This window comes from Methylobacterium tarhaniae, from assembly GCF_001043955.1.
Classification (GTDB): Bacteria; Pseudomonadota; Alphaproteobacteria; order Rhizobiales; family Beijerinckiaceae; genus Methylobacterium; species Methylobacterium tarhaniae.
On record NZ_LABZ01000009.1, the window covers coordinates 1 to 23,868 of the forward strand.

A 23,868-nucleotide genomic window follows, 5' to 3' on the forward strand; every position below is an offset into this window, starting at 1 on the left:
CCCCCATTCCCCCGAGACCACCCGCCATGGCGGCGTAGCCGCCGGGCGCGCCCCCATAGCCGCCACCGTAGCCGCCCATGCCGGACATGCCGTAGACGCCGCCCATCTCCGCCATGACCACGCCCTGCAGCACGGCGGCGAGTTCCTTGGCCGAGCGGTTCTGGATCCGGTACACGAACAGCTGGCGCTCGCGGTCGGCCGCGAGGGTCTCCAGCTGCTCCAGCATCGCCCGGGCGCGGTCCAGATAGATGGCGCGCGAGCTGACCACCAGGATCGCGTTCAGCGCCTCGTTGGGGATGAAGCGGATCACGTCGCCGGTGCCGGCAGTCTCGCCGCCGAAGATCTGGGTCAGGTCGCGGGCGAGCACCACGGGGTTGGCGCTGCGCACCGGCACCATCGCGGTCGACATGCCCCGCATCCAGTCGACGTCGAACACCGCGATGGTCTGGCGCAGCACCCGGATCTGGTTGGCATCGCCGGAGAGGATCAGCAGGTTGCGCGCCCGGTCGGCCCGCAGCACGACCTCGCGCGGCGCCACGGCGGCGAGGATCGCCTGCATCTCGGCGGCCGAGATCCAGCGCAGGGGCACCGCGACCGCGCCCGATTCGGCGCCCAGACCCTGGACCGGCCGGATCTCGGCTTGGGTGCCCGCGGGCACGACCTGGACGCTGCGGCCGTGGCGGCGCAGGGACAGGCCGCGGCTCGCCAGCGCGGTCTCGAACATCCGCAGCAGCGCCTCGCGGCTCACCGGGCCGCCGGTCTGGAGGGTGACGGTGCCGGAGGCGCGCTCGTCCAGGCTGTAGCCCCAGCCGAGCGTGTCGGCGAAGACCGCCTTCGCCGCCACCGGCAGCGGCACCCCGACGAGGTTGAGGCTCACCGGCCCGCCCGGGATCGGCTCCGGGGCCGGCGCCTCGCCGCCGATCAGGCGGTCGTTGCCGCGCAGGACGAGGGCGCCCGTGTCCCGCGAGCCCGCGGACCTGACCGGCTCCGCGCCCGAGGCGGTCAGCGACCAGCCGCAGGCGAGCGCCAGGGCGAGGACAGGCGCTCGTCTCGTCATCACCTCGCCGTCCCCGCGCCCGCCCGCTGACCGGGCGAACGTTAGGAGAGCTATGGTTAACGAGGCGTTGAGGACCCTGCGGCGGCCTGATCCAGGCTCTCGTGCGCCGCCGGATAGACAGCGTCTCCGTGCGACATCTCCAAGTGGTTCCTCCTCGATCGACCTCCCGGCACCACGGCAGGGAGGGACGCCCATCGATCATGCACCGGCGGAGGTCGATTTCGACCGGAGCGAGACTAGGCAGGGCCGGCTCTCGACCGAGACACACGGGCGGTCCACGACTGGCCTGCGGAGAAAGACTGGCCCACGGACCGCGCGGCGCGCGGCGCGGACGAGGATGCGGGCTTCGCGCGGGATCGGGGGCAGCCCGGACCCGCTCAGTTGCTCGCCCTCGATTGCTCGCCCTCAATTGCTCGCCACGTCGGCCTGGTCGCCGCTGCCGCCGACCTTGCCGTCGGCACCGAGGCTGTAGACCTCGAACGGGGTGCCGGCGGCGCCCGGCGAGCGGTAGAGATAGGCGTGGCCCCACGGATCGGTGAGGCCGCGGGCGTCGCGCACGTAGGGGCCGCGCCAACCCGGGCCGGTGGGCTGCACCAGCGCCTGCAATCCCTGCTGGCTCGTCGGATAGGCGCCCAGATCGAGGTAGTAGAGCTCGACCGCCTGGGCGATGTTCTTGACCTGGATGCGCGCGGTCTCGCCCTTGGCACGGCCGAGATAGCCCAGCACCTGCGGCGTCACCATCGTGGCGATCATGCCGATGATCGCCAGGACGACGAGCAACTCGACCAGCGAGAAGCCGGCCTGGCTCCCCTGCGGATCGTCCAGCCGCTTCCCCTGCGGCCTCCGGCCAACCGTCGTGGTCATGGTGAGCATCGTGCGGCCTCGAAGCGGGCGGAAGATCGCCGCGCAGGGTGCCGCCTCTTCGTAAAGAAGCCATCTCCGACTGTGATGACGGAGAGACGCCCGCGGCGCGAGTCGGGATTTGTTATCCAATTCCGGCCATCATCCGGCCTCGGCCCGGCCCTGATCCGTCAGGCCTTGGGGCAGGGCCGTTCGAGGCCGCCGTTCTTCCAGGAAAGGGCAGGGGAGACGCATGGACCGCTCAGCCGGATACTCAGCCGGATACTCGGGCGGCTGCCGGCGCGGCCTGGCGGTTGCGGCGCTCGCGCTGGCGAGCCTGCTCGCCCTCGGCGGTGGCACTCTCGCGGCCGATCCGCTCGCGCTGCCGCTGCCGGCGCCGTTCCCGCCGATCCGCGTCCTGACGCTCCTCGTCGCCCTGCACCTCGTCGGCCTGTCCTTCGGCCTCGGCGGCGCGACGATGCTGGATTTCTGGATCCTGCGCTGGATGCGCTGGGGCAGCCTGCCGGCGGAGATCGCCCGCATCTTCCTGTTCGTCAGCAAGGTCGTCTCGGTCGGCCTCGGCCTGCTCTGGCTCTCGGGGCTCGGCTTCCTCGCCGTCTACGCGGCGGAATCGCCGGAGAAGTTCGACAACCCCAAGCTCTGGGCCAAGCTGGTGGTGGTGCTGGCCCTCACCATCAACGGCCTCCTGATCCACGCCGTCGTGCTGCCGGGGGTGCTGCGCGACATCCGCCGGCCGATGCTCGACGGGGTGTCGGGCATGGGCACCGGCGTCTTCCTGGTCTCCGGCGCGGTCTCCGGCGTGTCCTGGTACACGGCCTTCGCCCTCGGGCTGATGCGCGAGCTGAACGGACGCGTGCCCGCCGGGCTGCTGCTGGCCCTGTGGCTCGCCGGCGTCGTGGTGGCCTCGCTGGCGGCCTATTTCTACTGGCTGCACCTGCGCGAGTGGAGCCTGCGCCAAGCCCGCTTCGCGCCGGCCCGGGAGCCGGCACCGCCGGAGCCCGCCGCCGTGCCGGCGCCCGCGGTTCCGCCCGCGGAGATCCTGACAGAGCCTGCAGTCCCCTCGACGGCGCCTGCGGCGCAGGTGACGAAGCCTGTGCCCCCGGTCGAGCCGGCCGCGCCCGCGGCCGCGGCCGCCGGGCCGGAGATCCGGAAGCCGGCCTCCCCGGGGCGGATCCCCGCGGACCGGATCCTCGCCCTCGGACCGGCGGCGCCCCGGGCCCGCCCGACCCGGCGCGCGTGATGTCCGCCGCCCTCCTCGCCGGCGCGGTGCTGCCCGCCCTCCTGCCGCTGCCCCTGACCCTGCCGGCGGGCCTGATCGACCTGCGCCGCCGCATCATCCCGGACGGGCTCACCCTCGCGCTGCTCGTCCTCGGGCTCGCCGTCGCCGCCTGGCGGGACGGGATCTCCGGGGCCGGGCTCGGCCTCGCCGAGGCGGGCCTCGCCTACGCGCTGTTCCGGACCTTGCGCGCCCTGCACGCCCGCCTCAGCGGCCGGATCGGGCTCGGGCTCGGCGACGTGAAGTTCATCGCCGCCGCGGCCGCCTGGACGGGGCTGGCCGGCCTGCCGGTGCTGATCCTGGCCGCGAGCCTGTCGGCGCTGGCGGTCATCGGGATGCTGGCGCTCTCCGGGCGGGCGATCGGGCGCGACACCGCCCTGCCGTTCGGCCCGTTCCTGGCGCTCGGCCTCCACGTCGCCCTCGCCGTCGGGGTGCCGGGCTGATGGGGGACGGCCAGGGGCAGGAGGGCTTCACCCTCGTCGAGATGCTGGTGACGATGGCGATCCTGGCGCTGGCCGCCGGGGTCGCGTTCCAGTCGCTCGGCCCCGGCGCCCTCGACCGGCGCGCCCTGCTCGTCTCCGAGACCATCGCCGCCGAGATCGGCCGCCTGCGGGCCGAGGCGATCCGCTCGGGCCGGGCCGGGCGCCTCGCCTTCGAGCCGCAGGGCGCCCGCTTCGTCAGTTCCCGCCCGGATGCGCCGCCGATCCCGGTCGGCGGCCTCACGGTCGCGGTCGAGCCCGGCCCGGTCGGCCGGCCGGTGCCCGGCGAGCTGCGGCTCCTGCCCGACGGCAGCTCGACCGGCGGGCGGATCCTCCTCGCCGCCGGGCGCGCGCGCCGGGTCCTGGCGGTCTGCGCCCTTACCGGCCGGGTGCGCCGGGAGGACGGGCCGTGAGGGCACGGCTTCTTCGGATGCTCCGGCGCCCCGACCGGCGCGACGAGGACGGCTTCACCACCGTCGAGGTCCTGGTGGCGTTCGGCATCGCCGCGGCCGCCACCGTCATGGCGGTCCAGATCGCCGGCACGGCGGCGGGCGCGGTCCGGCGAATCGAGGCGAGCCGCGTCGCCGCGGACGAGGCCGAGGGGGTCGTCCTGCGCCGCCTCGCCGAGGGCCCGCTGCGGCCGGGCCTCGTGCGGGGGGCCTTCTCGGACGGCACGCCCTGGACGCTCAGCATCGCCGACCTGCGCCCGGTCCTCGGCCTCGGCCGCGTGCCGCCGCTCTGGCAGGTCCGGGTCTCCCGCGGCGGCGCGGCGCCGATCTACGCCACGCTGATCCCGGGCACGCGCGAATGAGCCGGGAGACTCCCGATCATGCGGCCGGGCAGGCCGGCTTCACCCTGGTCGAGACCCTGGTATGCCTCGCCTTGGCGGGCCTGATCGGGGTGCTGCTGCTCAACGCCGTGCGGATCGCCGGCGGCGCCTCGGCGGCGGCGGCCCGGGCGGCGGGGGCCGAGGAGGTGCAGTCGGTCCGCGACCACCTGCGGCGCACCCTCGGCAGCCTGGCGCAGAGGCGCCCCGACGGCCGCCGGCCGACCCTGCGCGGCGGGCCCGACGGGCTCGTGGCGGCGCTCGCCCCCGACCAGACGCTGGAGCGCCCGACCGAGATCGCCGTGACCTTCGCACGCGTGCCCGGGCGGGACGGCACCTTCGACCTCCTGGAGAGCCGCCGCGAGGCGGAGGCGCTGCCGGGGCTGCCGGCACCCTCCCGCAGCGAGGCGATTCTCGGGCGGATCGCCGGGCTCGGGCTGCGCTATTACGGTGCCCCGGCCGACGGCGCCCGGCCGCTCTGGCTCCCGGCCTGGTCGCGGCCGGACCGGCCGCCGCTCGTCGTCGAGATCCAGGTCGCCTTTCCTCCCGCGGATCGCCGCCGATGGCCGCCCCTGCTGATCGCCCTCGATGCCGGCCCGTGAGCGCGGCCCCAAGGCCGGCCCCATGAGCGGCCCCGACCCGGGCCCGTCCGACGAGGGCGAGGCCGGCTTCGTGCTCCTGTCGGTGCTGGCGATCCTCATCGTGGTCGGCGCGGTCCTGGCGGCGGCGATCCTGCAGGTGCGCTCCGCCACCGGCCTCGCCCAGGCCCGGGCCGAGGCGGTGCGGCTCCAGGGCGCGGCGGACGGGATCGCCCGCCTGATCGCCTACGAGCTGGAGCTGGGACGGACCTACCGCCAGGCCGGCACCGGCCTGCCCGAGGACGGCACCGTGGTCGCCTGCCCGCTGGCGCCGGGACGCACGGCCCTCCTGTCGCTCCAGGACCAGGGCACGCTCATCGACCTCAATGCCACGCCGCGCCCGGCGATGGAGGAGGCTTTCCGGCTCCTCGGCGTCCCGGACCGGGAGGCGCTGACGCTGGGCGCCGAAATCGTCGATTACCGCGACCCGGACGACGTGCCGGAGCCGAATGGCGGCGCGGAGCTGCCGCAATACCGCACCCGGAGCCTGCCCTGGGGGCCGCGCAACGCGCCCTTCGCCAGCGTCGACGAGATCGACCGCCTGCCCTCGATGAATCCGGTCCTGGCGGCCCGCCTGCGGCCGGTGCTGACGGTCTACAACGAGGGCGGCCGCTTCGACCTCGCCGCCCTGGTGCGGCGGGCGAACCCGTCGGCGATCCGCTCGCTGCCGGGCTCCGCCGGCCCGGTCCCGTCGCCGCGGCAGGTCTTCCGGCTCTCCGTCGTCGTCGCCGAAGGCCGGGCCCGGGCCGGGCGCTCGGCCTTCCTCAACCTCGGCGCCGGCGGCTTCCTCGTCTGGCAGCAGACCGTCGCGCCGGACCTCGGCACCGGCACGGGCCACCGCGCCTGCACGATGATCGCGGCGGCCCTCGCGGCAGCTCCCTGAATGCCGCGCGGCGGGTCCCCGAGGGTCGGCGATGCCCCTGTCCGAGAGGAAGACGCGGGAGAGCGCCTCGGCTCCCGCCATCGATCCGGATCTGACAGGCGGTGGACGGAGTTAAGCTTGGGCGAGTCGTCGAAACGACCTCGCAGACGGTAGGGAGCGCGGCGCGATGACGGAGACCATGGCGGTTCCCCGGTGCCCGGACGTGGTGCTGTCGGATTTCGGAACCTTCTTCGAGGAGCAGCGCCGCCGCCGCGAGGCTTACGCCGCACCGGAGCCGCAAGACGAGGCGCCGCTCTCGGCCGAGGACGCGCAGCGCGTGGCGCTGCTGCGCGACATCGCCGCCGAGGTGCTGGAGGCGGCGGCCAGCCAGCTCGCCCCCCACGGGGTGCTGATCGAGCGGGGCCCCTCGCTGCGCGGCCGGCCCGATTTCGAGCAGGCCTACACCCAGTTCATGCTGATCAACCGGAAGACGGGACAGGCTTCGGACGTCTACGTGATGAGCATCACCGATGCGGGCTACTTCCTGGCCAGCGCCTGCGACCCGCGCCTCGACCACGACCATTTCGACCGGCAGGTGACCCACTGCGCCGCGAGCGCCCTCAACTGCGACATCGTCGCACGGGTGGTGAAGGACGCCATCCTCCACGTAGCCTGACCTTGGTAGCCTGACCTTGCACGTCGCCTGAGCATCCCCCGGTCTCGGTCCGGCCCCGATGCGACGGCCCTGCCGGACTTCGGCGCCATTAACGTGTCGTTAGGTTTTGTTCCAGCGCGGCAGTTCAAAAAAGTCGGCTACAAATCCCCCTTGACCATCCCTCCGCGGAGAGGCAGCATAGTCATCGTCGAGTCGAACTCGAGGAGGTAGCCATGAGATCTCAAGGTTGCAGCCCTCACGCGACACATACCGATGCCGGTGATCAGGACACTCCACCGGACTAGTTTCGACAGGGATAGTGGCTTCAGGGCGGATTGAATACGGTACGGGGCCGAGTCGGCCATCGCAATCGTGCCGTGCAACCTCACCCGCACCCTGAAACGTGGACCCTGCCGCTTAAGGCTCGTCGGTGCGCCGGCGGGCCTTCGTTGTTTTCCGGCGTCGTTTTTGCGGCCCTGCGCAGCCCGGCTCGCTGCTCGGCCACCGCGATCGGCGAGGGGCCTGCACCCGCGCGCGGCACCATCGCCAGGGGATGACCGCCCGCGCGCGGCGACGGGAACCCGACGCGAGGGCATGCGGACACATCTTAACCTGCCGTTAGGTTTCTGTTCCTCGCCGAAGATCGAGAGCAGCCGGCTACAAATCCCTCTTGACCATCCCCCGGAGGAGGAGCAGCATAGTCCTTGTCGAGACGAACTCGAGGAGGTGGCCATGAATTCTCAAGGTTGCAGCCCTCACGCGACACATACCGATGCCGGTGATCAGGAAACGCCGCCGGACTACGATCGACAGGGATAGTGGCTTCAGGGCGGGCTGAAATACGGTACCGGGCCGAGACGGCCATCGTCATGGTACCGTGCGAGACCACCCGCAAACCCTGAAACGTGGACCCTGCCCCTTAAGGCTCGTCGGTGCGCCGGCGGGCCTTCGTCGTTTCGGGAGCAGCCTGTGCCGTGGTAGGGCCATCCGCAGGAGGACCCCGATGTCATCAGACCGCTCCCGCCGCGGCGGCGATCCGCGCCAAGCTGCCGAGGCCGCGTTCCGGGCCGTGACCCGCAAGGTGCCGGAAGGCCCGGCGCCCGAGAAGGCCACTGTGAAACCCGCCGTACCGGGCCTGCGCGAGACCGTGTCCCTGCGCCTCGACCGCGACGTGCTCGACCATTTCCAGGAGGCGGGGCCGGGCTGGCAGGAGCGCATCAACGCCGCCCTGCGCAAGGCGGCCGGGCTCTGATTCGCCAGCCCCCGATGCGACTGCCGCTCGCCGCGCTCCTTTGGCTCCTCGCCGCACCGGCGCAGGCCGGGAGCGGGCTGGTGACCAACCCGTTCGCGTCGAACTACCCCTCGGTGCCGATCCGCGAGCGGGTCGCCCCGCCGCGGCTCAGCGCAGGAATTGCCCGAAGGCCCGCGGCCCGTCCGAGGTCTTCACCTGCCCGGTCACCGTCAGGGTCGCGGCATCGATCACCGTGAGGGTGTTCGATTCCCAGTTCGCCACGTAGAGCGTCCTGCCGTCCGGGCTCGCCTGGATGCCCTCCGGGTACTCGCCGACATCGAGGCGGGGCCCCGGCGCCAGGGTGGCGGTGTCGAAGGTGCTGACCGTGCCGCCATACTGGTCGGTGACGAAGGCGCGGCCCTGGGCGAGCGCTACCGCGTAGGGCCGCTCCCCGACCTTGACCCGGCCGACCTCCCGGCGCGCCGCGAGATCGACGACCGAAACGTCGTTCGAGCCGACATTGGCGGAATAGGCCCGCTTGCCGTCGGCGTCGATCGTGACGCCGAACGGCCGCGTGCCGACCGGGATCACCGCGACCCGCTGCCGCGTCGCGGCGTCGACGAGGGAGAGGGCATCGTCGTCCCGGTCCGCCACCAGGAGGAAGCGTCCGTCCGGCGTCACCGCGATCCCGGAGGGCGAGGTCCCGACCGGGATCTCGGCCGCCACCGCGAGGGTCTTCGGATCCACCTCCCAGAGCCGCTTGGCGTACCAGTCGGCGACGTAGACCGCGCCGCCCACCGGGTTCACTCCGACCCCGAGGGGCCCGCCGCCGATCACGACCGTGCGCAGGACTTTTCGCGATGCGGCATCGATCACCACCAGCGCCTTGCCCTCCGGCGCGGTGACGTAGACCGAGGAACGGTCCGGTGACAGGGCGATGCCGGCCGGTGCGCCCGGCACGGGGATCGTCGCCACCACCTTGCGGGCGTCGAGATCGACCACGTCGACCGTGTCGGAATTCTGCGCGGTGACGAAGGCCTCCGCCGCCCGCGAGGGGACCGGCGCGAGGCCGATCCCCAGAACCCCGATACCACCGAGAAGGCAGAGCCCGGCGAGGCGCCGGGCTCGCATCACGAGTTGCCCTTCTCGATCTTCGCCTTCAGGTTGTCGAGGCCGCTGCGGTAGAGTTCCTTGACCGCCTTGATCGCCGCCTCGTCGCTCAGCTCGGGCGGCGGATCGTTGTTCATGTAGCCGCGGTAGAACGCGCCGTCCCACGTCACGTCCGACGCCTTGCCGCCGTCGGCCGGCTCGACCTTGATCGTCGAGGAATAGTTGTTGACCGGCAGCACCTTCACGTCGACCTTGTTGATCCGGTACGACAGGCTCCTCTGCTCGGCCGAGTACTTGTAGAGTTCCTCGTCGACGGTGGCGCCGCCCTTCAGGGTGAGGGTGCGGGTGGCCTTCACCTGGTTGCCGCCCGTGCCCTCGGTCTTCTCGACCGGCGGCAGCCAGCTCATGTCCTGGAAGTTGCCGACCACCGCCCAGACCTTGTCCGGCGCGGCGTTGATCGTGACCTTCTCCTCGACCTTCTTACGGGTCGGGCCGTGGGCCTGGGCGGCGGGGGCCGCCGCGAAGGCGGCGACGAGGGCCGCCGCGATGATGCGCTTCATCGGATCTCTCCTGTTCACGCGTGTCTCACGCGTCATCGATCGCGAGGGACGCGGCGGCCGCCTGCGGCAGGGCGGCCGCGACCTTCGCGGCGATCCAGTTCCAGGCCTCGCGCTCGGCGGGCCCGGCCGTCTTCTCGACGGCGATGCGGTGGTGGCGCAGCTCGGCCAGGACCGTCTCGGGCGCCAGCCTGTGCAGGCGCGTCGACAGGATCGCCGCCTCCAGCACCGCATTGACCGCCCGGTTGTGGCCGAGGAACGGCCGATGCGATTCGGCATGCACCACCCGGCCGCGGAAGCGCGGGCGGACGGGATCGTCGCGCACCTCCACGACCTGCAATTCCATGTGGCCGTAGGCCTCGGCCAGCCGCGGCACCGGGATGGTGCGGCACGGCACGGTGGCCCAGTCGCGCCGGCCGGTGACGCAGCCGGCGATCACCCGCACGTCGGCGGGCGCGACCGCCGCGAAGACCGGCACGGCCTCCAGGTTGGCGATGGTCGGGGACGGCCGGAACGGCGCCACCCAGAAATCCTCACCCTCCCGGATCAGCCCGAACGGCACCAAGTGCAGGACCCCGTCGGCGGAGGCCGTGGTCACGATGGTCTCGAGGATCAGCGGCACGGCTCTAAGGTTTCCCGCTGTGGCGCGTATGGCCCGGGGCCTTGAAGCGGGTGGTGTCCTCCACCTCCGCATCCAGGGCGCAGCCCCAGTCCAGGGCCTCGTCCTGCACGTAGCGCTTGCCGAGCCGCCAGGCCAGCTCCGCCTTGGTCAATTCACCGCCGAGATAGAAGGCGTGGGCCCCGTCGCCCTCGACGCCGAGATCGGGGAAGAACGCCATCGCGTCGCGCCCCACCTTGTGGATGTCGCGGTTGTAGACGTGGACCCCGTCCTCCGCGACCGCGACCCGGTAATTGGGATCGCGCACCTCGGCGGCCAGGGCCGCGATCTCGTCCGGCGTCTGGGTGTAGGGGCGCTTGTCGTGGAGCGCCAGCAGCGCCCGGCCGTAGCCCTTGGGCAGGGCGGCATCGGCCTTCGCCGCATACATCACGCGCCGGGCGGCGTCGTGTTCCTCGACCGTGCGGCGGGTGTGGTTCGAGACCTGCACGATCAGGACGTTGCCGATCGCCAGTTCCGAGCACACCCCCATCAGCAGGGCCGTCACCCCGAGGCTGTCGGCCTCGGTGAGTTCCGTCAGGTTGCCGGTGCCCATCATCATGGCGATGTCGGGATGGCGGCGCCGGGTCTCGTGGTAGCGCACCAGCGAGGCGGCGAAGCCGAAATGGATCGGTTCGAGGATCGGGTCGGCGATGAACGGCTTGCCCGCCCGTTGCATCCGGTCGATCGCCCGGTCGAGGGAGGGCAGGTCCTCGGGCCGCATCGGCACCAGCACCGGCACCGCCTCGGTCTCGAAGGCGAGGTCCAGCGTCTCCTCGTTGAGGCTGAGGAGGAAATCGGCCCCCGCCGCCGCGCCCTGGCGCAGCTCGTCGGCCGAGAACGAATCGACGCTGACCCGCAGCCCCTCGGACTTGAGCAGCCGCACGGTGTCGCCCAGATGCGGGAAGGGCGTGTCCGGCAGCCCGCCGAGGTCGATCACGTCGGCCCCGCGCCGGGCGAGGTCCCGGGCCCGCACGAGGATCTCCTCCGGCGACAGCCGCGGCGCGTCGACGATCTCCGAGAAGATCCGCACGTCGTGCCGCGACAGGTCCACCTTCCGCCCGGCGAGCCCGAGGAAGACCGGCAGATCGACGATCTCGTCCGGCCCGCGCTCGACCGGCAGGCCGAAATGCGCCGTCAGCGCCGCGATGTCGGCCCGGCAGCGCCCGGGCAGGATCACCCGCGTCGCGCCCTCCGGCACGGCGACCCGGCGGCGGATGATCTCCTCGGTCATCAGTGCCGCGACCTTCACGCCGGCATCGGCGATGGTCCAGGCGAAGCGCTCAGGCGGCAGGCTCGCCGCGATCTTCTCCAGCCGCGCCTTGGCGAGGCGCCCGGTGATGAAGACGAGGTGCTCCCTCACGCGGCGCACTCCGGGAGCGCCTCACGGCACAGCCGGTCGCCGCCGGGGCCGCGCAGCACGATCGCGCCCGGGAAGCGGGCCGCGAAGCCGGGCAAGGCGGCGTCGACGAACCCGAGCCGGGCAAGCTCCGCCGGCCCGGCCCCGGGCCGCGCATCGACGGATTTCACCAGGAGGCAGGCCTGCGCCCCGAGGCGGGCCGCGAGCCAGAGCGCCAGGCTGTCGGAGGTCACGTCCCAGCTCTCCGGGATCTCCGGCCGGCCGGCCTTGAGCGCCGACGGGTCCCAGACCGGCACGGCGCCGGCCGCGAGCAGCTGCGCGGGATCCTGCGTCACGGTCAAGCGCGGCTCCAGGGCGGCGAAGATCCGGGCCATGCCCGCCATGGCGTCGAGGGCGAGGCGATGGGCGAAGGGATCGGGAAAGCCGAGCGCGCCTTGCGCCGCCCGCACCGCATCGGCGAGGCCACCGCCGCCGGGCACGACCACCACCCGTCCGTCGGCCCCGTCCGCGAGCGCGCCGAGCAACCGGCACAGCCGGGCCCGATCGGCCACGAGGCTGCCGCCGACCTTCACGACGCTGAGAGGCTGCCTCATGGTCCGTGTCCCGTGAGCGGACACACCTACGCCGCCTCGACGCGGGGCACGAACGCGGCGAGGCGTCGCGCTCCTTCCGCGATCCGCTCCGGGTCGAGGCGGCCCGTCCGGTCGGCGCGCGCGCACAGCCCGCCGCGGAAGCCGAGATAGCCCGGCCCCAGTGCCGCCAGGGCCGGGATGTCGTCGAGGGCGAGGGAGCCGGCGAGGCCCGAGAGCAGGCCCTCCGCCCGGCACGCGGCCGCGAAGCCGGCGAGCTGCGTGAGCGACAGGTGGTCGGTGAGCCGGCGACCGTCCTTGCCCCGCGTGTCGATCATCGCGCCCGAGAAGCCGGCGGCGGCGAGGGCCGGCACGTCGGCGCCCGAGGGCCCGTCCTCGGCGAACAGGACCGCGATCACCGGGAGGCGGGCGGGCAGGACCAGGCCCACCGCGTCACACCCCGGCGCCCAGGCGATCTTGAGGTAGCCCACCCCCGTCCCGGCAAGGGCCGCCAGGCAGGCGGAGGCCTCCGCCGCGTCCCGCGGCTCCCCCGCCACCGCGCTCGTCAGCCGGTCGCCCGAGGCCGCCGCGATGGCCCGCACGGTCTCGGGGAGAAGCGCCCCGAGGGCGCCGCGGTCGGGGTCCTTGGCGTCGATCAGGTCGGCGCCGTGGTCGCGGGCAAGCGCCGCCTCGGCGGCGTCGCGCACGCTGACGAGGAGGCGGACACGGGGAGAGACGATGTCGGGCACGGGGATCAGGACCGGTTCGGCAGCGGCTCGGCGAAGAGGCGGTTCTTCACCAGCGAGCGCACGCCGTGGAGCCAGGTGTCGTCGGTGTCGCCCTGGATCACCACCTGGCCGCCGCGCAGCACCTTGCCGCTCTCGGCCTCCGTGACGGTGATGGTCAGGTTGAGCACCTGCGGCGCGCTGCGCTGGACGTAGCCGTAGACGACGAGGACCGCCCCCGCCGCCTTGGCGATCTTCTCGGCGCAGCCCTCGCACTTGTAGAACGGCGCGTCGCGCCGGATCTCGGCGGCGTGGGCGCCGAGATCCACGGGCTCGAGCCCGCGGCCCGCCACCTCCCGCCGCAAGGTCTCGCTGGCCAGCGCGAGGCGCCGGGCATCCTGCGGCTTCAGCGGCCGCGGCCCGACCGTGCCGGGCTCCGCCAGCTCGATCCCGAACACCGCCGCACTGGTCGGCGCGGCGGCGGCCGGCAGGCCGACCAGCAAGCCGACGGGCAGGGCCGCGAGGGCGGGAAGGGCGTGAAACGACAGCATCGCCCCGACCCTCGCACGGCGATGCGGGGAGGCGCAACGCGCTCCCCGACGGACCGTCTTCGGACTTTCGGGGGAGGGCGGAGCCTCTTAGGGAATCCTCATCGATGAGGCGTTGAGGCCGAGCGAGGAACCCTGGTAGCGTGCCGCCCGCATGGCACAGTTCCGCAAGGCCACCCTCGCGTCCCTCGGGCTCCTCGCCGGTCTGGCGGCGGCGCCGGCCGCTCTCGCGCAGGCTCCCGCCCCGCCGCAAGCGGCGGCCCCGCAGGCGTCGGAGATCCGCATCGGCCTGATCTACCGGCCGGCTCCGGCGCCGTCCTCCTACGACGCCCAGGCCGCGCCCGAGGACGAGGGGCTGGCGGGCGCCAGGCTCGCGATCCAGGACAACGCCACGACCGGCCGCTTCGTGCGCCAGAGCTACGCCCTCGACGCGGTGGCCTTGGGCACCGCCGCCCCCGGCGCACCGCCGCCGCAGAGCCCGGTCGACGCCGCCCGCGATCTCGCCGCGAAGGGCCTGCGCTTCATCGTGCTCGCTCTGCCCGCCGACGAGGTGCTGGCGGTGGCCGATGCGCTGAAGGGCTCGAGCGTCGTCCTGTTCAACGCGAGCGCCCCCGACGACCGCCTGCGCGGCGCCGATTGCCGGGCCGACGTCTTCCACGTCGCCCCGAGCCGGGCGATGCAGACCGACGCGCTCGCGCAGTTCCTCGCCTTCATGCGCTGGCGCAAGCTCTTCCTGATCACCGGCCCGCAGGACGGCGACAAGCTGTGGGCCGAGGCGATGAAGCGCTCGGCCAAGAAATTCGGGTTGCAGATCAGCGCCGAGCGGCCCTGGACCTTCGGGCCCCTGGCGCGGGCCCGTGGCGACACCCCGACACGGGCCGAGGCCCTCGTCTTCACCCGCGGGCTCGATTACGACGTCGCCGTGGTGGCGGACGAGGCGGGGGATTTCGGCGATTACGTGCCGTTCCACACCGTCGATCCGCGGCCCGTCGCCGGCACGCAGGGGCTCGTTCCCACCACCTGGCACCCGACCCTGGAGGTCTGGGGCGCCGCCCAGGCCCAGAACCGCTTCCGCCGCCTCGCCGGCCGGCTGATGCGCCCCCTCGATTACCAGGTCTGGGCCGCGGTGCGGGCGGTGGGCGAGGCCGCCTTCCAGAGGAAGACCACCGACCCGGCGGCGCTCACGGCCGCCATCGCCGACCCGGCCTTCAGCCTGCCGGGCTACAAGGGCGTGGCGCTCAGCTTCCGCCCCTGGGACCACCAGCTGCGCCAACCGCTGCTGCTGGTCCAGCCGCAGGCCCTCGTGGCGGTGGCGCCGGAGCAGGGCTACCTGCACCAGCGTACGCCGCTCGATACGCTGGGCATCGACCTGCCGGAGACGCAGTGCAAGCTGGCGAAGTCGTGAACCGGCCTTAAGTCGGTCTCGCCTGCGGCATCGCCGCGGGTCAGGTAAGAGCCAAAGAGCGCGATCACAGACGGACCGCAGGCGACGAGCGCGGCCGGAGGGGAGGACGAATGAGCCGTCACCGGATCAGACCGGCGCAAGCCGCCCAGACGGCCGCGATCCTGGCCGCCCTCCTCGCCGCCGCGCCCGCCCACGCCACCACGGTCTATGTCAGCAACGAGAAGGGCAACTCGGTCAGCGTCATCGACGTCGAGACCCTGAAGGTCACGGCCACCTGGCCGGTGGGTCGCAGGCCGCGGGGGATCACGGTGGGGAAGGACGGGAGCCTGCTCTACGTCTGCGCCAGCGACGACGACCGCATCGACGTGCTCGATACCAAGACCGGCAAGATCGTGCGCTCCCTGCGCTCGGGGCCGGATCCGGAGCAGTTCATCGCTCATCCCTCCGGCAACCCGCTCTACGTCGCGAACGAGGATGACAGCCAAGTCACGGTGCTCGACATCGAGAAGAACAAGGTGGTGGCCGAGGTGCCGGTCGGCGTCGAGCCGGAGGGGATGGGGTTGAGCCCGGACGGGTCGATCCTGGTCAACACCTCAGAGACCACCAACATGGCCCATTTCATCGACACCAAGACCTTCCAGGTGATCGACAACGTCCTGGTCGATGCGCGGCCCCGCTTCGCCGAGTTCAGCCAGGACGGCCGATGGCTCTGGGTCTCGGCCGAGGTCGGCGGCACCGTCTCGGTGATCGACGTCGAAACCCGCAAGGTGGTCAAGAAGATCACCTTCAAGATCCCGGGCGTCACCGACGAGCAGATCCAGCCGGTCGGCGTCCGGCTGACCCGGGACGGCACCAAGGCCTTCGTGGCGCTCGGCCCCGCCAACCGGGTCGCGGTGGTGGATGCCAAGACCTACGAGGTGCAGAAATACCTGCCGGTCGGCCAGCGGGTGTGGCAGCTCGCCTTCACGCCGGACCAGAAGCTGCTGTTCTCCACCAACGGCACCTCGAACGACGTCTCGGTGATCGACGTCGAGGCGCTGAAGGTGACGAAGAGCATTCCCGTCGGCCTGCTCCCGTGGGGCGTCGCGGTCTCGCCGCAGTAGCTTTCCACTGCGCCCCGAGACGAGTGGGCGCGGGATCCCCTCTCCCGTTCGGAAGGGGGAGTGTGCTCGACCTCCCACCCGGATCATCCATGCGCCGACTTCTCCTCACCGCCCTCGCCGCCAGCCTCCTGAGCCTTCCCGCCTCCGCCGGCGACCTCACCAAGGGCCGCACCGACCTGCCCGAACTGTTCCTCGGCGCCGAGGACAACGACTACGCCGTGCCGGTGAAGGACATCGAGATGGAGGCCGGCAAGTCCTACCGGCTGCGCATCACCGCCAAGGGGCAGAAGGAGTACAAGTTCTTCGCCAGCGAGTTCTTCCGCGGCGTGTGGATGAACCAGATCGTCATCAACCACCTCGAGGTGCACATGGCAGGACCGCCGCACCACCTCGAATTCGACGACCAGGGCACGATCGCGGTGGAGTTCGTCACCGTGCGGGCCGGCGAGTTCCCGTGGTCGGTCCAGGGGCTGGAGAGCCGGGGCATGACCGGGCGCTTCATCGTGAAGTAATTCGACTTCCGCCTCGCAAGAGCGATCCGATAGGACCGCCCGAAGCGATCAATCCGGAAGTCGTATGACAGGGGTTTGCGGGCCGCGCGCGTGCGGCCTACATCGCCCTCAAGAACCGGAGGAACCCCACGGATGCGTCTCGCCCTCGCCGCCCTGCTCCTGCTGACGGCGCTGCCCGCCCGCGCCGACGACGCGGCCGCGTGCCGGGACGGCATCGCGATGATCAAGGCGGAACTCGCCAAGACTCAGCCCGAGCCGGTCGCCCGCACCCTCAGGAAGGAGCTGCGAGTGGCCGAGCGGGAACTGGGCGAGCGCGAATACGACGAGTGCCTCGACGCGGTGCGCGACGCCCGCAGGGCGCTGGCGCGATGAGCGCGGCCCTCGCGGTCGAAGGCGTGAGCCATCGCTTCGGCGCCCGCACGGCGCTCGACGACGTGTCGTTCGAGGTGCCCCGGAGCGCCTTCGTGGCGCTGCTCGGGCCGAACGGGGCCGGCAAGACCACCCTGTTCTCGGTGGTGACGCGGCTCTATGCCAGCCAGGCCGGCCGCGTCGCGCTGCTCGGGCACGACCTGAACCGCGAGCCGTCGCGAGCGCTCGCCCGCCTCGGCGTGGTGTTCCAGGCCCGCACCCTCGATACCGACCTGACGGTGCGCCAGAACCTGCTCTACCACGCCGCCCTCCACGGCATCCCCCGCAAGGCGGCTCTGGCGCGGATCGAGACCCTCCTCACCCGCATCGGCCTCCTGGAGCGCCGCGACGACAAGATCCGCACCCTGTCGGGCGGCCAGTCGCGGCGGATCGAGATCGCCCGGGCGCTGATCCACGCCCCCGACCTCCTGCTCCTCGACGAGCCGACCGTCGGCCTCGACCTCGACTCCCGCGCCGACATCGTCGCCATCGTGCGGGCGCTGGTGCGGGAGGAGGGGCTGTCGGTGCTCTGGGCCACCCACATCTTCGACGAGATCGACGCGCAGGATCGGGTCGTGGTGCTGCACCGTGGCCGCATCGTCGCCCGGGGCCTCGCCGGAACCTTGAGCGAGCCCGCGGGCTCCCTCGAGACCGCGTTCCGCCAGATGACCGCGGAGCGCGGCCCCGGCGAACCGAGGAGAGTCGCATGAGCGCCGGGACGACCCTCACCCCCGTGCGCGGCCGGCTCGATGCCGGCGGCTACCTCATCGCGCTCGGCGGCATCGTGCGCCGGGAATTGTTGCGCTTCTTCAACCAGAAGGAGCGGTTCTTCTCGGCGCTGGTGCGGCCGCTGGTCTGGCTGTTCATCTTCGCCGCGGGCTTTCGCAACACGCTGGGCCTCTCGATCACGCCGCCCTACGAGACCTATGTCCTCTACGAGGTCTACGTCGTGCCCGGCCTCGCGGTGATGATCCAGCTGTTCAACGGCATGCAATCCTCGCTGTCGATGGTCTATGACCGCGAGGTCGGCTCGATGCGGGTGCTGCTCACCAGCCCCTATCCGCGCTGGAGCCTGCTTCTGGCAAAGCTCATCGCCGGCGTGATCGTCTCGCTGATCCAGGCCTACGTGTTCCTCGCCATCGCGAGCTTCTTCGAGACCGACATCCCGTGGATGGGCTACCTCTACGCCCTGCCGGCCTTCCTCGCCGCGGGGCTGATGCTCGGCGCCATCGGGCTGTTCCTGTCGTCGCTGGTGCGCCAGCTCGAGAACTTCGCCAGCGTGATGAACTTCGTGATCTTCCCGATGTTCTTCGCCTCATCGGCGCTCTACCCGCTCTGGCGGATCAACGAATCGAGCGCGACGCTCTACTGGATCTGCCAGATCAACCCGTTCACCCACGCCGTCGAGCTGGTGCGCTTCGCCCTCTACGGCGCCTTCAACCCGGTCTCCTGCGCGGTCGTGGTCGGGACCGGGATCGCGTTCTTCGTCATGGCGGTGGCCGCCTACGATCCCGGCCGCGGGCTGCTCGCCCGGCGCGGTGGCCCGGCCGGGGAGGCGGGCTGACCGCCCTTGAGAGAGATGCCCACGATGCTCCGCTCCGTCCTCGCCACCCTCCTGGTCCTCGCCGCCGCTCCGGCCCTCGCCCAGCCGAGGCCCGATCCCGACTGGCCCTGCGCCCAGCGCAAGGTCTCGACGCTCGGTCCCGGCGCGGTCTGGACCGGGCCCGACCCGACCCAGGCGCTCGCCGAATGGGGCAACGACACCGACGCGGCCCTGCTCGCCCAGAAGATCGCGTCGCGCCGGCTGCCGCTGGAGGAGGTCGACGGCCTCCTCGACGCCTTCGTCGCCAAGCTCGACAAGGCCGAGAAGGAGACCCGCCTGACGCGCGTCTTCGCCGGGGTGTTCGAGGTGCTGAACGGCGAGCGCGACAAGGTGGTGGCCGGCATCGGCCGCTACGCTCGCGGCCAGAGGGTGATGGCCGAGCGCATCCGCGACGAGGCCGGAAAGATCAGCGAGGTGAAGACCTCGCCGGACGTGCCCGACACCAAGGAACTGGCCGAACTCGAGACCCGCTTCAACTGGGACAAGCGCATCTTCCAGGAGCGCAGCCAGTCTCTGACCTATGTCTGCGAGGTGCCGACCCTGCTGGAGCAGCGCCTGGGGGCGATCGCGAAGAAGATCCAGGCGCGGCTGTAAGCATCAGAGTGGGCGCCTGAGCACCTGGCGCAGGCGACCCTGAAACCCTGGATGTCATCCCGGGGCTCGGCGCAGCCGAGAACCCGGGATCGATATCCGCCGACAGCGGAAAGCATGGCGGATCGCATCCCGCTTCATCCTGACCCGTCAGCGATCATGGATCCTGGGTTCCGCTTCGCGGCCCCGGGATGGCATCGAGGGTGGCAGGACCGTCAGAGGATGGCCCGAGGGCGGAACAGCCCTCGGAAGAGGCCGCCCGGCCCGAGGTTCTCACCCCACCCGCGTGAACAGCTCGCCCTTGCCCAAAGTCGCGAGGTCGCCGCCGTAGCGGCGCATCGGCGCCCGCAGGAGCGCGGCCGCTTCTGGCGCCAAGTCCTTGAGCGATGTCGCCAGCAGCTTCAGGACGACCAGATCCTGCCGCCCGGTCTCCACGAAGGTCGGCAGCAGGGCACCGTGACGGGCGGCGACCAGGGTGCCGCGGCGCATGCCGTAGCCGGGATGGTCGCCGATCTCCTCGGCCACGATCGTGCCGGCGATCATCCGGGACCCCGTATGGGCGCCGGCCGCTTTCGCCAGGATCAGCCCGCCGCGCATCCGGTCGCCGAGGCGCTCCGCCGCACGACCGCCGATCACGAGCGTCGCGCCGTCGAGCCCGACTTCCGCGCCGTGGACCGCGCCGCCGGCGCTCTCGGCGGCATCGCCGGCGATGCGGATCGTGCCGCCCTTGGCCGCCGTGCCGGCGAAGGGCCCGGCGGAGCCGGACACCGTGAGGGTGCCGCCCGTCATGCCGGCGCCGAGGTGCTGGCCGACATCGCCCTCGACCACGATCCGCCCCCGGCTGAGGCCCGCGCCGACCCGGTCGAGCCGGTCCGTGGCGCCGACGATCCGCAACTCGTCCGATCCGTCGAGAGCGATGGTGAAGCAATCGCCGAGGGTCAGGCCGCGGCGGCCGGTGCCGACGCCTAAGCGAGCCGCCTCGGCCTCCGACAGTCCGGCGAGGGCGGCGGGCGTGAGCCCGGCGAGATCCAGGCGTTCGGGCGCCTGGCGCAGGGTGAGGGTGCTCATGCGGCCTCTCCGAGCAGGTCCCGGAGGTGGAAGTGGTGGCGCCCGAGATTGCCGCCGTAATTGCCCGCCGTGACCGCGACGAGGCCGAGATCGACCCCTGCCTTGGTCGAGGCGTGGAGCGCCGCCCGCATCGCGGCCGAGACGCTGCCTGCCGAGAGCCCGTCGATGACGATCTCCAGCACCACATCGACCTCCGGCGGCAGGGCCGAGCCGGCGCGCCCTTTGAGGGTCGGGCAGTAGGCGTCGTTGGTCGAGGCCATCATGCCCTTGGTCCGCGCGCCGACCTTCGAGCCGGAGCGCACCACGCCGCCCGGGAAGGGCAGGATCACGTCCGGCACCGTGCGGGCCGCGGCCACCGCGATCTCGGCCACCCGCAGGGTGTCGCCGAAGCGCCGGCCGAGGAACAGCAGGTTGCCGCCGCCGACGGCGCCTTGAACCGTCGGCACCGAATGCTCGCACAGGAACTCGCCGTCCATCACCGGCGTGCGCCAGTAGCGCCGTCCCGCGACGCGCTTGGCGGTGGCGAAGCCGTCGCCGAAATAGCGGATCGCGCCGCCGAGCTTGAGCGCCTTGGCCACATTCGGGTCGTCCCAGGCGACTCCCGCGAAGACCGCGCTGCCCGGCGAGGTCAGGACGCATTGCCCGACCCGGCGCAGGAGCTGGTCCTTGAGGCTGCCGGCATCGAAGCCGAAGAGCAGCACGCGCACGCCCGGGCGCCCGTCCGGGGTCTCGTCGGGCGAGAGCACGGCGTCGATGCCCGCCTCGGCGCCGCAGCCGATCACCGAGGTGGCGAAGCCCGTCATCGTGGTGGCGGCGATCATCGCCCATTCGGGCGTCTCGGCGGTCAGCACCAGGGCGGTGGCCGCCATGTCGAAGGCCTCCGCGAAGGTGTCCTCGACCCGGATGCCGTGGAGAATCAGGTCCGGCATGCGACGGCCTCGAACACCTCACGATCGGGGAAGGCTGCGTCCGGCACGGTGAAAGTGGACAAACCGGCGCCGAAGCGGCCCTGGAGATAGGAATCGGTCCGCCGGGCCATGCCGGCATCGGCTTCGACGGCGAGGCTCAGCGTGCGGCCGCGCGTCCAGGACACGACCTCGCCGTCCTCGACGATCACCGCGCCGTCCTTCAGCACCCAGTGGGCGCGGGCGAACATCGCGGTCCGGTCCGGCTGGTCGCGGTAGACCGCGATGTCGGCCCGCGCCCCGGGACGCAGGTGGCCGCGATCGGCGAGGCCGAGGAGCTTGGCAGGACCCGAGCGGGTGAGCTGCGCCACCTCCGAGACGGTGTATTCGCGCTCGATGGCGGCGAGGCCGGAGCGCTCGGCCGCGACCTTCGGATGGGCGGCGACCTCGCGGTCCCGCGCCTCCTTGTCCATCAGCAGGTGGAGGATGCGGGGATAGGCGGTGAACGGCCCGCCATTCGGGTGGTCGGTGGTCAGGATGGTGCGCTCCGGGTCGGGCGAGAGCAGCATCATCTCGAGCCCGATGGCGAATTGCAGCGACGAGGTCGGGCCGCGGTCGCGGTAGCGGAACGGCACGATGCCGCCGCCCTCGGCGTCGCCCGCATTGACGATCCACTTCCTCGGGGTCGCCGCCTTACGGCCGGAGAACTGGCGCAGGATGTCGAGCGAGATGGTCGCGGTCTGGCCGAACACCACCTGGCCGATATCCAAGGTGGCGTTCGGGTGGCGGGCCAGCGCCTCGGCGATTCGCGGCGCGGCGGACATGAAGCCGCCGGTCAGCGGGTTGTCCTTGTCGACGGCGGCATAGGCGTAGAACTGCGCGTGGGCGAAGTGGATGCGCCGGCCTTCGGCCGCTTCGAGCGTCTCGATCAGGCTGTCATCGGCCCCCGGCAGGCCGAGATTGCTGCAATGGACGTGGAGCGGGTGCGGCACCTTCAGGGCCTCGACGGCGTCGAGTAGCCCGTCGAGGATCTTTCGCGAGGTGAGCCCGTAGGCCGGCACCTCGTCGTCGAGGGAGAAGCGGACCGCCCCGTCCTTGAAGGCGTCGGCGCCGCCGGCATTGATCACCTTGACGCCGAGCGCCCGCGAGGTCGCGACGTTGAGCGCCACGAGGTCGCGGACCGCATCCGCGCTCTCGCGGTCGCGCAGAAGCTGGAGCAATTGGTCGTCGTTGCCCATCACGCACAGCCCGCCCCGGTCGAGGAGCGGGATCTCGGCGAGTTCGAGCTGGGTCGCCAGCGCGTTGACCGGCGGCATCGCCGGCTCGACTGCGGTGGTGTAGCCCATCCGGGCATAGAGCAGGCCGACATCGCGGCCCGACCCGTGCGGGTTCGGGGCGTCGGGCTCGGAGATTCCGAGTTCCGGCAGCAGCAGGCGCGCCAGCACCACGTTGCCGCCGGCGATGTGCGAGTGGACCTCGACGCCGCCCGCCATGACGATGCAGCCGGCGGCGTCGATGGTGCGGTCGGGCGCGCGGTCGGAGGGGGCGACGATGCGGCCGTCCTCGATCCAGACGTCACCGATGGCGTCGCGCCCGGCGGTCGGATCGACCACCCGGCCGCCGGCGATGCGGGTCAGCATGAGGCGGAACGCTCCGGGTTCTTGGCAGGATGCTTGGCAGGAGAAGAGAGCCGGGCCTGGAGGTCGGCGAGGATCGCGGCGGCGGGGTGCGCCTCCGACTGCGGCGCGGTGGCCTCGTGCCACGCGATCGCCGCGCGGCGCGGATGCCAGAGGGCAGCGCCGAAGGCCTCGCCCGGCACGCCGACGCCGATCACCACCTGCGCCTCGTCGCCCTTCGGCGCACCGAGGAGCGCGACGGTCGGTACCGTGCGGGTCCAGGATGGCAAGGCGGCCGGCAGGGGAGCGAGCCACAGGGCTGCGTCGACCTCGCCGGCCTCGACCTGGCGCGCCGCGTCGAAGCGCCAGGGATCGTGCTCGGGAAAGCCGCGGCCGAAGCCGACCCGCGGCCCCTGGCCAGTGCTCCAGGCGGCGACCTGCGCGACGGCCCGGCCCTGGTGGGAGTCGCCGAGGGGCAGGGCGAAGCAGCGCGTGGTCTCGTTGAGATCCTTGACCAGGCCGTTCAGCATCTCGGCCCCGAGGGCGCCGGTCTCGGCCGGGTCGTAGACGATCACGCCGTAGAGCGCGTCGCGCAGGCGCGTCGCGAGGTCGGCGAGGGGGTGGGGACCGGCGATGCGGCCGGCGACGAGGCCGCGCAGCAGGCCGATATCCGCCGGCAGCCCGCTCTCGCCGGCCGGATAGGCGACGTGCTGCAAGGCGCCGTCCCCCGGCGCCCCGAGGGCGAGGAGCGTGCGCGGCCGCCCGGCCGCCCGGCCGCGGACCGGGCCGTCCACCGCGAGATCGGGCAGGAGGCCGGAGGTCCAGGGCGCTGCGCCGAGGGCCAGCACCAGGTCGGCCCGCCCGCGCGCCTCGGCCGGGGTGGTCGCCATGGCGCCGCCCGCGGCGAGAGCCCCGAGATCGGCGTAGAGCGCTGCGCCCGAAGCGGGATCGAGCGAGGCGCCGATGGCGCGCGCGAGATCGAACGCCGCCTGCACGGCCGCCGCCTCGGCGCAGAGGCCGGCGATCACGGGGCTGTGCGCCCCCGCGAGCAGTGCGGCAGCCGCCGCGACCGCCTCGTCCCGCTCCACCGCTTGCCCGTCGATCCAGGCTGTCATCCGCCCTCGCTGAATCCTGCCGCCCCGGTCCCGCTGGAACGGTCGCATCCGGGCGCCCGGCGAGGCAAGTCCCCCGAAAGTCCGGCTTCGCGCCAGCCCGCCGGGCAAATATCCGCCGGCCGCGAGTTGCCCA

General features: G+C 72.5%; 28 protein-coding genes. 15 read left to right on the forward strand and 13 right to left on the reverse strand.

The annotated features are described in order from the left end of the window. On the reverse strand, window positions 1-1,057 hold a 1,057-nt coding region (locus tag VQ03_RS01390; RefSeq protein WP_048449066.1), incomplete at its 3' end, for a secretin N-terminal domain-containing protein. Between the two features lie 405 nt (window positions 1,058-1,462). Continuing rightward, window positions 1,463-1,921: a type II secretion system major pseudopilin GspG gene (gene gspG, locus VQ03_RS01395; RefSeq protein WP_048449096.1), complete on the reverse strand. Its 459-nt coding sequence runs from the start codon at window positions 1,919-1,921 to the stop codon at window positions 1,463-1,465. A gap of 229 nt (window positions 1,922-2,150) precedes the next feature. Here gspG and VQ03_RS34415 point away from each other — a divergent pair, with 229 nt between their 5' ends. The 8 genes from VQ03_RS34415 to VQ03_RS01440 all read left to right on the forward strand — a co-directional run bounded on the left by VQ03_RS34415 (window position 2,151) and on the right by VQ03_RS01440 (window position 7,906). Continuing rightward, a complete protein-coding gene (locus tag VQ03_RS34415; RefSeq protein ID WP_245291925.1) occupies window positions 2,151-3,158 on the forward strand; it encodes a hypothetical protein in 1,008 nt (335 codons plus the stop codon). Further along, window positions 3,158-3,637, forward strand: a complete 480-nt coding sequence (locus VQ03_RS01405) for a prepilin peptidase (protein WP_048449067.1) — start codon at window positions 3,158-3,160, stop codon at window positions 3,635-3,637. Before VQ03_RS34415 ends, VQ03_RS01405 begins: the two co-directional genes overlap by 1 nt. Then, window positions 3,637-4,086 (forward strand): prepilin-type N-terminal cleavage/methylation domain-containing protein, encoded by a 450-nt coding sequence (locus VQ03_RS01410; RefSeq protein WP_048449068.1) that lies wholly within the window; start codon window positions 3,637-3,639, stop codon window positions 4,084-4,086. The genes VQ03_RS01405 and VQ03_RS01410 overlap by 1 nt, the downstream gene beginning before the upstream one ends. Then, window positions 4,083-4,484, forward strand: coding sequence for a type II secretion system protein (locus tag VQ03_RS33605; RefSeq protein ID WP_167376045.1), 402 nt, complete (start codon window positions 4,083-4,085; stop codon window positions 4,482-4,484). Before VQ03_RS01410 ends, VQ03_RS33605 begins: the two co-directional genes overlap by 4 nt. Further along, a complete protein-coding gene (locus VQ03_RS33610; protein ID WP_048449070.1) occupies window positions 4,481-5,101 on the forward strand; it encodes a prepilin-type N-terminal cleavage/methylation domain-containing protein in 621 nt (206 codons plus the stop codon). Before VQ03_RS33605 ends, VQ03_RS33610 begins: the two co-directional genes overlap by 4 nt. A gap of 22 nt (window positions 5,102-5,123) precedes the next feature. Next, entirely contained in the window at window positions 5,124-6,020 is an 897-nt protein-coding gene (locus VQ03_RS01425; protein WP_048449098.1) for a type II secretion system minor pseudopilin, read from the forward strand. Between the two features lie 166 nt (window positions 6,021-6,186). Beyond that, window positions 6,187-6,675, forward strand: a complete 489-nt coding sequence (locus VQ03_RS01430) for a hypothetical protein (RefSeq protein WP_048449071.1) — start codon at window positions 6,187-6,189, stop codon at window positions 6,673-6,675. Window positions 6,676-7,657: 982 nt separating this feature from the next. Continuing rightward, window positions 7,658-7,906 carry a BrnA antitoxin family protein gene (locus tag VQ03_RS01440; RefSeq protein ID WP_048449073.1) on the forward strand — a complete coding sequence of 83 codons (249 nt, stop codon included), beginning with the start codon at window positions 7,658-7,660 and terminating at the stop codon, window positions 7,904-7,906. 147 nt (window positions 7,907-8,053) lie between these two features. Here the strand turns inward: VQ03_RS01440 and VQ03_RS01445 are convergent, their stop codons facing one another. Genes VQ03_RS01445 through VQ03_RS01475 form a run of 7 tightly spaced genes read right to left on the reverse strand, consistent with a single transcriptional unit; the run spans window position 8,054 to window position 13,412 of the window. Then, window positions 8,054-9,016, reverse strand: a complete 963-nt coding sequence (locus VQ03_RS01445) for a YVTN family beta-propeller repeat protein (protein WP_048449074.1) — start codon at window positions 9,014-9,016, stop codon at window positions 8,054-8,056. Next, complete coding sequence (locus VQ03_RS01450; protein ID WP_048449075.1) at window positions 9,016-9,555, reverse strand: SRPBCC family protein; 540 nt, start codon at window positions 9,553-9,555, stop codon at window positions 9,016-9,018. Before VQ03_RS01450 ends, VQ03_RS01445 begins: the two co-directional genes overlap by 1 nt. 25 nt (window positions 9,556-9,580) lie before the next feature. Then, complete coding sequence (locus VQ03_RS01455; RefSeq protein ID WP_048449076.1) at window positions 9,581-10,174, reverse strand: DUF447 domain-containing protein; 594 nt, start codon at window positions 10,172-10,174, stop codon at window positions 9,581-9,583. A 4-nt stretch (window positions 10,175-10,178) separates the two neighbouring features. Then, window positions 10,179-11,570, reverse strand: coding sequence for a DUF6513 domain-containing protein (locus VQ03_RS01460; protein WP_048449099.1), 1,392 nt, complete (start codon window positions 11,568-11,570; stop codon window positions 10,179-10,181). Next, window positions 11,567-12,160, reverse strand: a complete 594-nt coding sequence (locus VQ03_RS01465; RefSeq protein ID WP_048449077.1) for an amino acid kinase family protein — start codon at window positions 12,158-12,160, stop codon at window positions 11,567-11,569. The genes VQ03_RS01460 and VQ03_RS01465 overlap by 4 nt, the downstream gene beginning before the upstream one ends. A 26-nt stretch (window positions 12,161-12,186) precedes the next feature. After that, the gene (locus tag VQ03_RS01470) at window positions 12,187-12,894 is read right to left on the reverse strand and encodes a (5-formylfuran-3-yl)methyl phosphate synthase (protein WP_157063913.1); all 708 of its coding nucleotides are present in this window, start codon (window positions 12,892-12,894) and stop codon (window positions 12,187-12,189) included. Further along, complete coding sequence (locus tag VQ03_RS01475) at window positions 12,891-13,412, reverse strand: DUF3280 domain-containing protein (RefSeq protein WP_048449079.1); 522 nt, start codon at window positions 13,410-13,412, stop codon at window positions 12,891-12,893. Before VQ03_RS01475 ends, VQ03_RS01470 begins: the two co-directional genes overlap by 4 nt. Before the next feature lie 151 nt (window positions 13,413-13,563). Between VQ03_RS01475 and VQ03_RS01480 the strand changes: the two genes are divergently transcribed. The 7 genes from VQ03_RS01480 (at window position 13,564) to VQ03_RS01510 (ending at window position 19,034) form a co-directional block, all read left to right on the forward strand. Next, on the forward strand, window positions 13,564-14,814 hold the full coding sequence (locus VQ03_RS01480; protein WP_048449080.1) for an ABC transporter substrate-binding protein: 1,251 nt from the start codon (window positions 13,564-13,566) through the stop codon (window positions 14,812-14,814). A 110-nt stretch (window positions 14,815-14,924) separates the two neighbouring features. Further along, entirely contained in the window at window positions 14,925-15,917 is a 993-nt protein-coding gene (locus VQ03_RS01485; protein ID WP_048449081.1) for a YVTN family beta-propeller repeat protein, read from the forward strand. A gap of 89 nt (window positions 15,918-16,006) precedes the next feature. Then, window positions 16,007-16,429, forward strand: coding sequence for a cupredoxin domain-containing protein (locus tag VQ03_RS01490; protein WP_048449082.1), 423 nt, complete (start codon window positions 16,007-16,009; stop codon window positions 16,427-16,429). Window positions 16,430-16,561: 132 nt separating this feature from the next. Next, a complete protein-coding gene (locus VQ03_RS01495; RefSeq protein ID WP_048449083.1) occupies window positions 16,562-16,801 on the forward strand; it encodes a hypothetical protein in 240 nt (79 codons plus the stop codon). Continuing rightward, complete coding sequence (locus tag VQ03_RS01500; RefSeq protein WP_048449084.1) at window positions 16,798-17,547, forward strand: ABC transporter ATP-binding protein; 750 nt, start codon at window positions 16,798-16,800, stop codon at window positions 17,545-17,547. Before VQ03_RS01495 ends, VQ03_RS01500 begins: the two co-directional genes overlap by 4 nt. Beyond that, the gene (locus VQ03_RS01505) at window positions 17,544-18,401 is read left to right on the forward strand and encodes an ABC transporter permease (RefSeq protein WP_048449085.1); all 858 of its coding nucleotides are present in this window, start codon (window positions 17,544-17,546) and stop codon (window positions 18,399-18,401) included. The genes VQ03_RS01500 and VQ03_RS01505 overlap by 4 nt, the downstream gene beginning before the upstream one ends. Window positions 18,402-18,425: 24 nt before the next feature. After that, the gene (locus VQ03_RS01510) at window positions 18,426-19,034 is read left to right on the forward strand and encodes a hypothetical protein (protein WP_048449100.1); all 609 of its coding nucleotides are present in this window, start codon (window positions 18,426-18,428) and stop codon (window positions 19,032-19,034) included. Between the two features lie 270 nt (window positions 19,035-19,304). On the opposite strand, the gene VQ03_RS01515 is transcribed toward VQ03_RS01510, so the two are convergent. The 4 genes from VQ03_RS01515 to VQ03_RS01530 are packed head-to-tail and all read right to left on the reverse strand — an operon-like array spanning window position 19,305 to window position 23,735. Beyond that, the gene (locus VQ03_RS01515) at window positions 19,305-20,099 is read right to left on the reverse strand and encodes a formylmethanofuran dehydrogenase subunit C (protein WP_048449086.1); all 795 of its coding nucleotides are present in this window, start codon (window positions 20,097-20,099) and stop codon (window positions 19,305-19,307) included. Next, complete coding sequence (gene fhcD, locus VQ03_RS01520; RefSeq protein WP_048449087.1) at window positions 20,096-21,028, reverse strand: formylmethanofuran--tetrahydromethanopterin N-formyltransferase; 933 nt, start codon at window positions 21,026-21,028, stop codon at window positions 20,096-20,098. Before fhcD ends, VQ03_RS01515 begins: the two co-directional genes overlap by 4 nt. Continuing rightward, window positions 21,016-22,644 carry a formylmethanofuran dehydrogenase subunit A gene (locus tag VQ03_RS01525; protein WP_048449088.1) on the reverse strand — a complete coding sequence of 543 codons (1,629 nt, stop codon included), beginning with the start codon at window positions 22,642-22,644 and terminating at the stop codon, window positions 21,016-21,018. Before VQ03_RS01525 ends, fhcD begins: the two co-directional genes overlap by 13 nt. Continuing rightward, a complete protein-coding gene (locus tag VQ03_RS01530) occupies window positions 22,638-23,735 on the reverse strand; it encodes a molybdopterin-binding domain-containing protein (RefSeq protein WP_048449089.1) in 1,098 nt (365 codons plus the stop codon). Before VQ03_RS01530 ends, VQ03_RS01525 begins: the two co-directional genes overlap by 7 nt. Window positions 23,736-23,868 lie beyond the last annotated feature (133 nt).

Bases quoted from the DNA above. Each gene is read 5' to 3' on its own strand.
- VQ03_RS01525 (WP_048449088.1), bottom strand. From the start codon at position 22,644: ATGCTGACCCGCATCGCCGGCGGCCGGGTGGTCGATCCGACCGCCGGG.
- VQ03_RS01515 (WP_048449086.1), bottom strand. From the start codon at position 20,099: ATGAGCACCCTCACCCTGCGCCAGGCGCCCGAACGCCTGGATCTCGCC.
- fhcD (WP_048449087.1), bottom strand. From the start codon at position 21,028: ATGCCGGACCTGATTCTCCACGGCATCCGGGTCGAGGACACCTTCGCG.
- VQ03_RS01505 (WP_048449085.1), top strand. From the start codon at position 17,544: ATGAGCGCCGGGACGACCCTCACCCCCGTGCGCGGCCGGCTCGATGCC.
- VQ03_RS01440 (WP_048449073.1), top strand. From the start codon at position 7,658: ATGTCATCAGACCGCTCCCGCCGCGGCGGCGATCCGCGCCAAGCTGCC.
- VQ03_RS01530 (WP_048449089.1), bottom strand. From the start codon at position 23,735: ATGACAGCCTGGATCGACGGGCAAGCGGTGGAGCGGGACGAGGCGGTC.
- VQ03_RS01445 (WP_048449074.1), bottom strand. From the start codon at position 9,016: ATGCGAGCCCGGCGCCTCGCCGGGCTCTGCCTTCTCGGTGGTATCGGG.
- VQ03_RS01510 (WP_048449100.1), top strand. From the start codon at position 18,426: ATGCTCCGCTCCGTCCTCGCCACCCTCCTGGTCCTCGCCGCCGCTCCG.
- VQ03_RS01430 (WP_048449071.1), top strand. From the start codon at position 6,187: ATGACGGAGACCATGGCGGTTCCCCGGTGCCCGGACGTGGTGCTGTCG.
- VQ03_RS01450 (WP_048449075.1), bottom strand. From the start codon at position 9,555: ATGAAGCGCATCATCGCGGCGGCCCTCGTCGCCGCCTTCGCGGCGGCC.
- VQ03_RS01480 (WP_048449080.1), top strand. From the start codon at position 13,564: ATGGCACAGTTCCGCAAGGCCACCCTCGCGTCCCTCGGGCTCCTCGCC.
- gspG (WP_048449096.1), bottom strand. From the start codon at position 1,921: ATGACCACGACGGTTGGCCGGAGGCCGCAGGGGAAGCGGCTGGACGAT.
- VQ03_RS01490 (WP_048449082.1), top strand. From the start codon at position 16,007: ATGCGCCGACTTCTCCTCACCGCCCTCGCCGCCAGCCTCCTGAGCCTT.
- VQ03_RS01410 (WP_048449068.1), top strand. From the start codon at position 3,637: ATGGGGGACGGCCAGGGGCAGGAGGGCTTCACCCTCGTCGAGATGCTG.
- VQ03_RS01485 (WP_048449081.1), top strand. From the start codon at position 14,925: ATGAGCCGTCACCGGATCAGACCGGCGCAAGCCGCCCAGACGGCCGCG.
- VQ03_RS01405 (WP_048449067.1), top strand. From the start codon at position 3,158: ATGTCCGCCGCCCTCCTCGCCGGCGCGGTGCTGCCCGCCCTCCTGCCG.
- VQ03_RS33610 (WP_048449070.1), top strand. From the start codon at position 4,481: ATGAGCCGGGAGACTCCCGATCATGCGGCCGGGCAGGCCGGCTTCACC.
- VQ03_RS01475 (WP_048449079.1), bottom strand. From the start codon at position 13,412: ATGCTGTCGTTTCACGCCCTTCCCGCCCTCGCGGCCCTGCCCGTCGGC.
- VQ03_RS01500 (WP_048449084.1), top strand. From the start codon at position 16,798: ATGAGCGCGGCCCTCGCGGTCGAAGGCGTGAGCCATCGCTTCGGCGCC.
- VQ03_RS34415 (WP_245291925.1), top strand. From the start codon at position 2,151: ATGGACCGCTCAGCCGGATACTCAGCCGGATACTCGGGCGGCTGCCGG.
- VQ03_RS01465 (WP_048449077.1), bottom strand. From the start codon at position 12,160: ATGAGGCAGCCTCTCAGCGTCGTGAAGGTCGGCGGCAGCCTCGTGGCC.
- VQ03_RS01495 (WP_048449083.1), top strand. From the start codon at position 16,562: ATGCGTCTCGCCCTCGCCGCCCTGCTCCTGCTGACGGCGCTGCCCGCC.
- VQ03_RS01425 (WP_048449098.1), top strand. From the start codon at position 5,124: ATGAGCGGCCCCGACCCGGGCCCGTCCGACGAGGGCGAGGCCGGCTTC.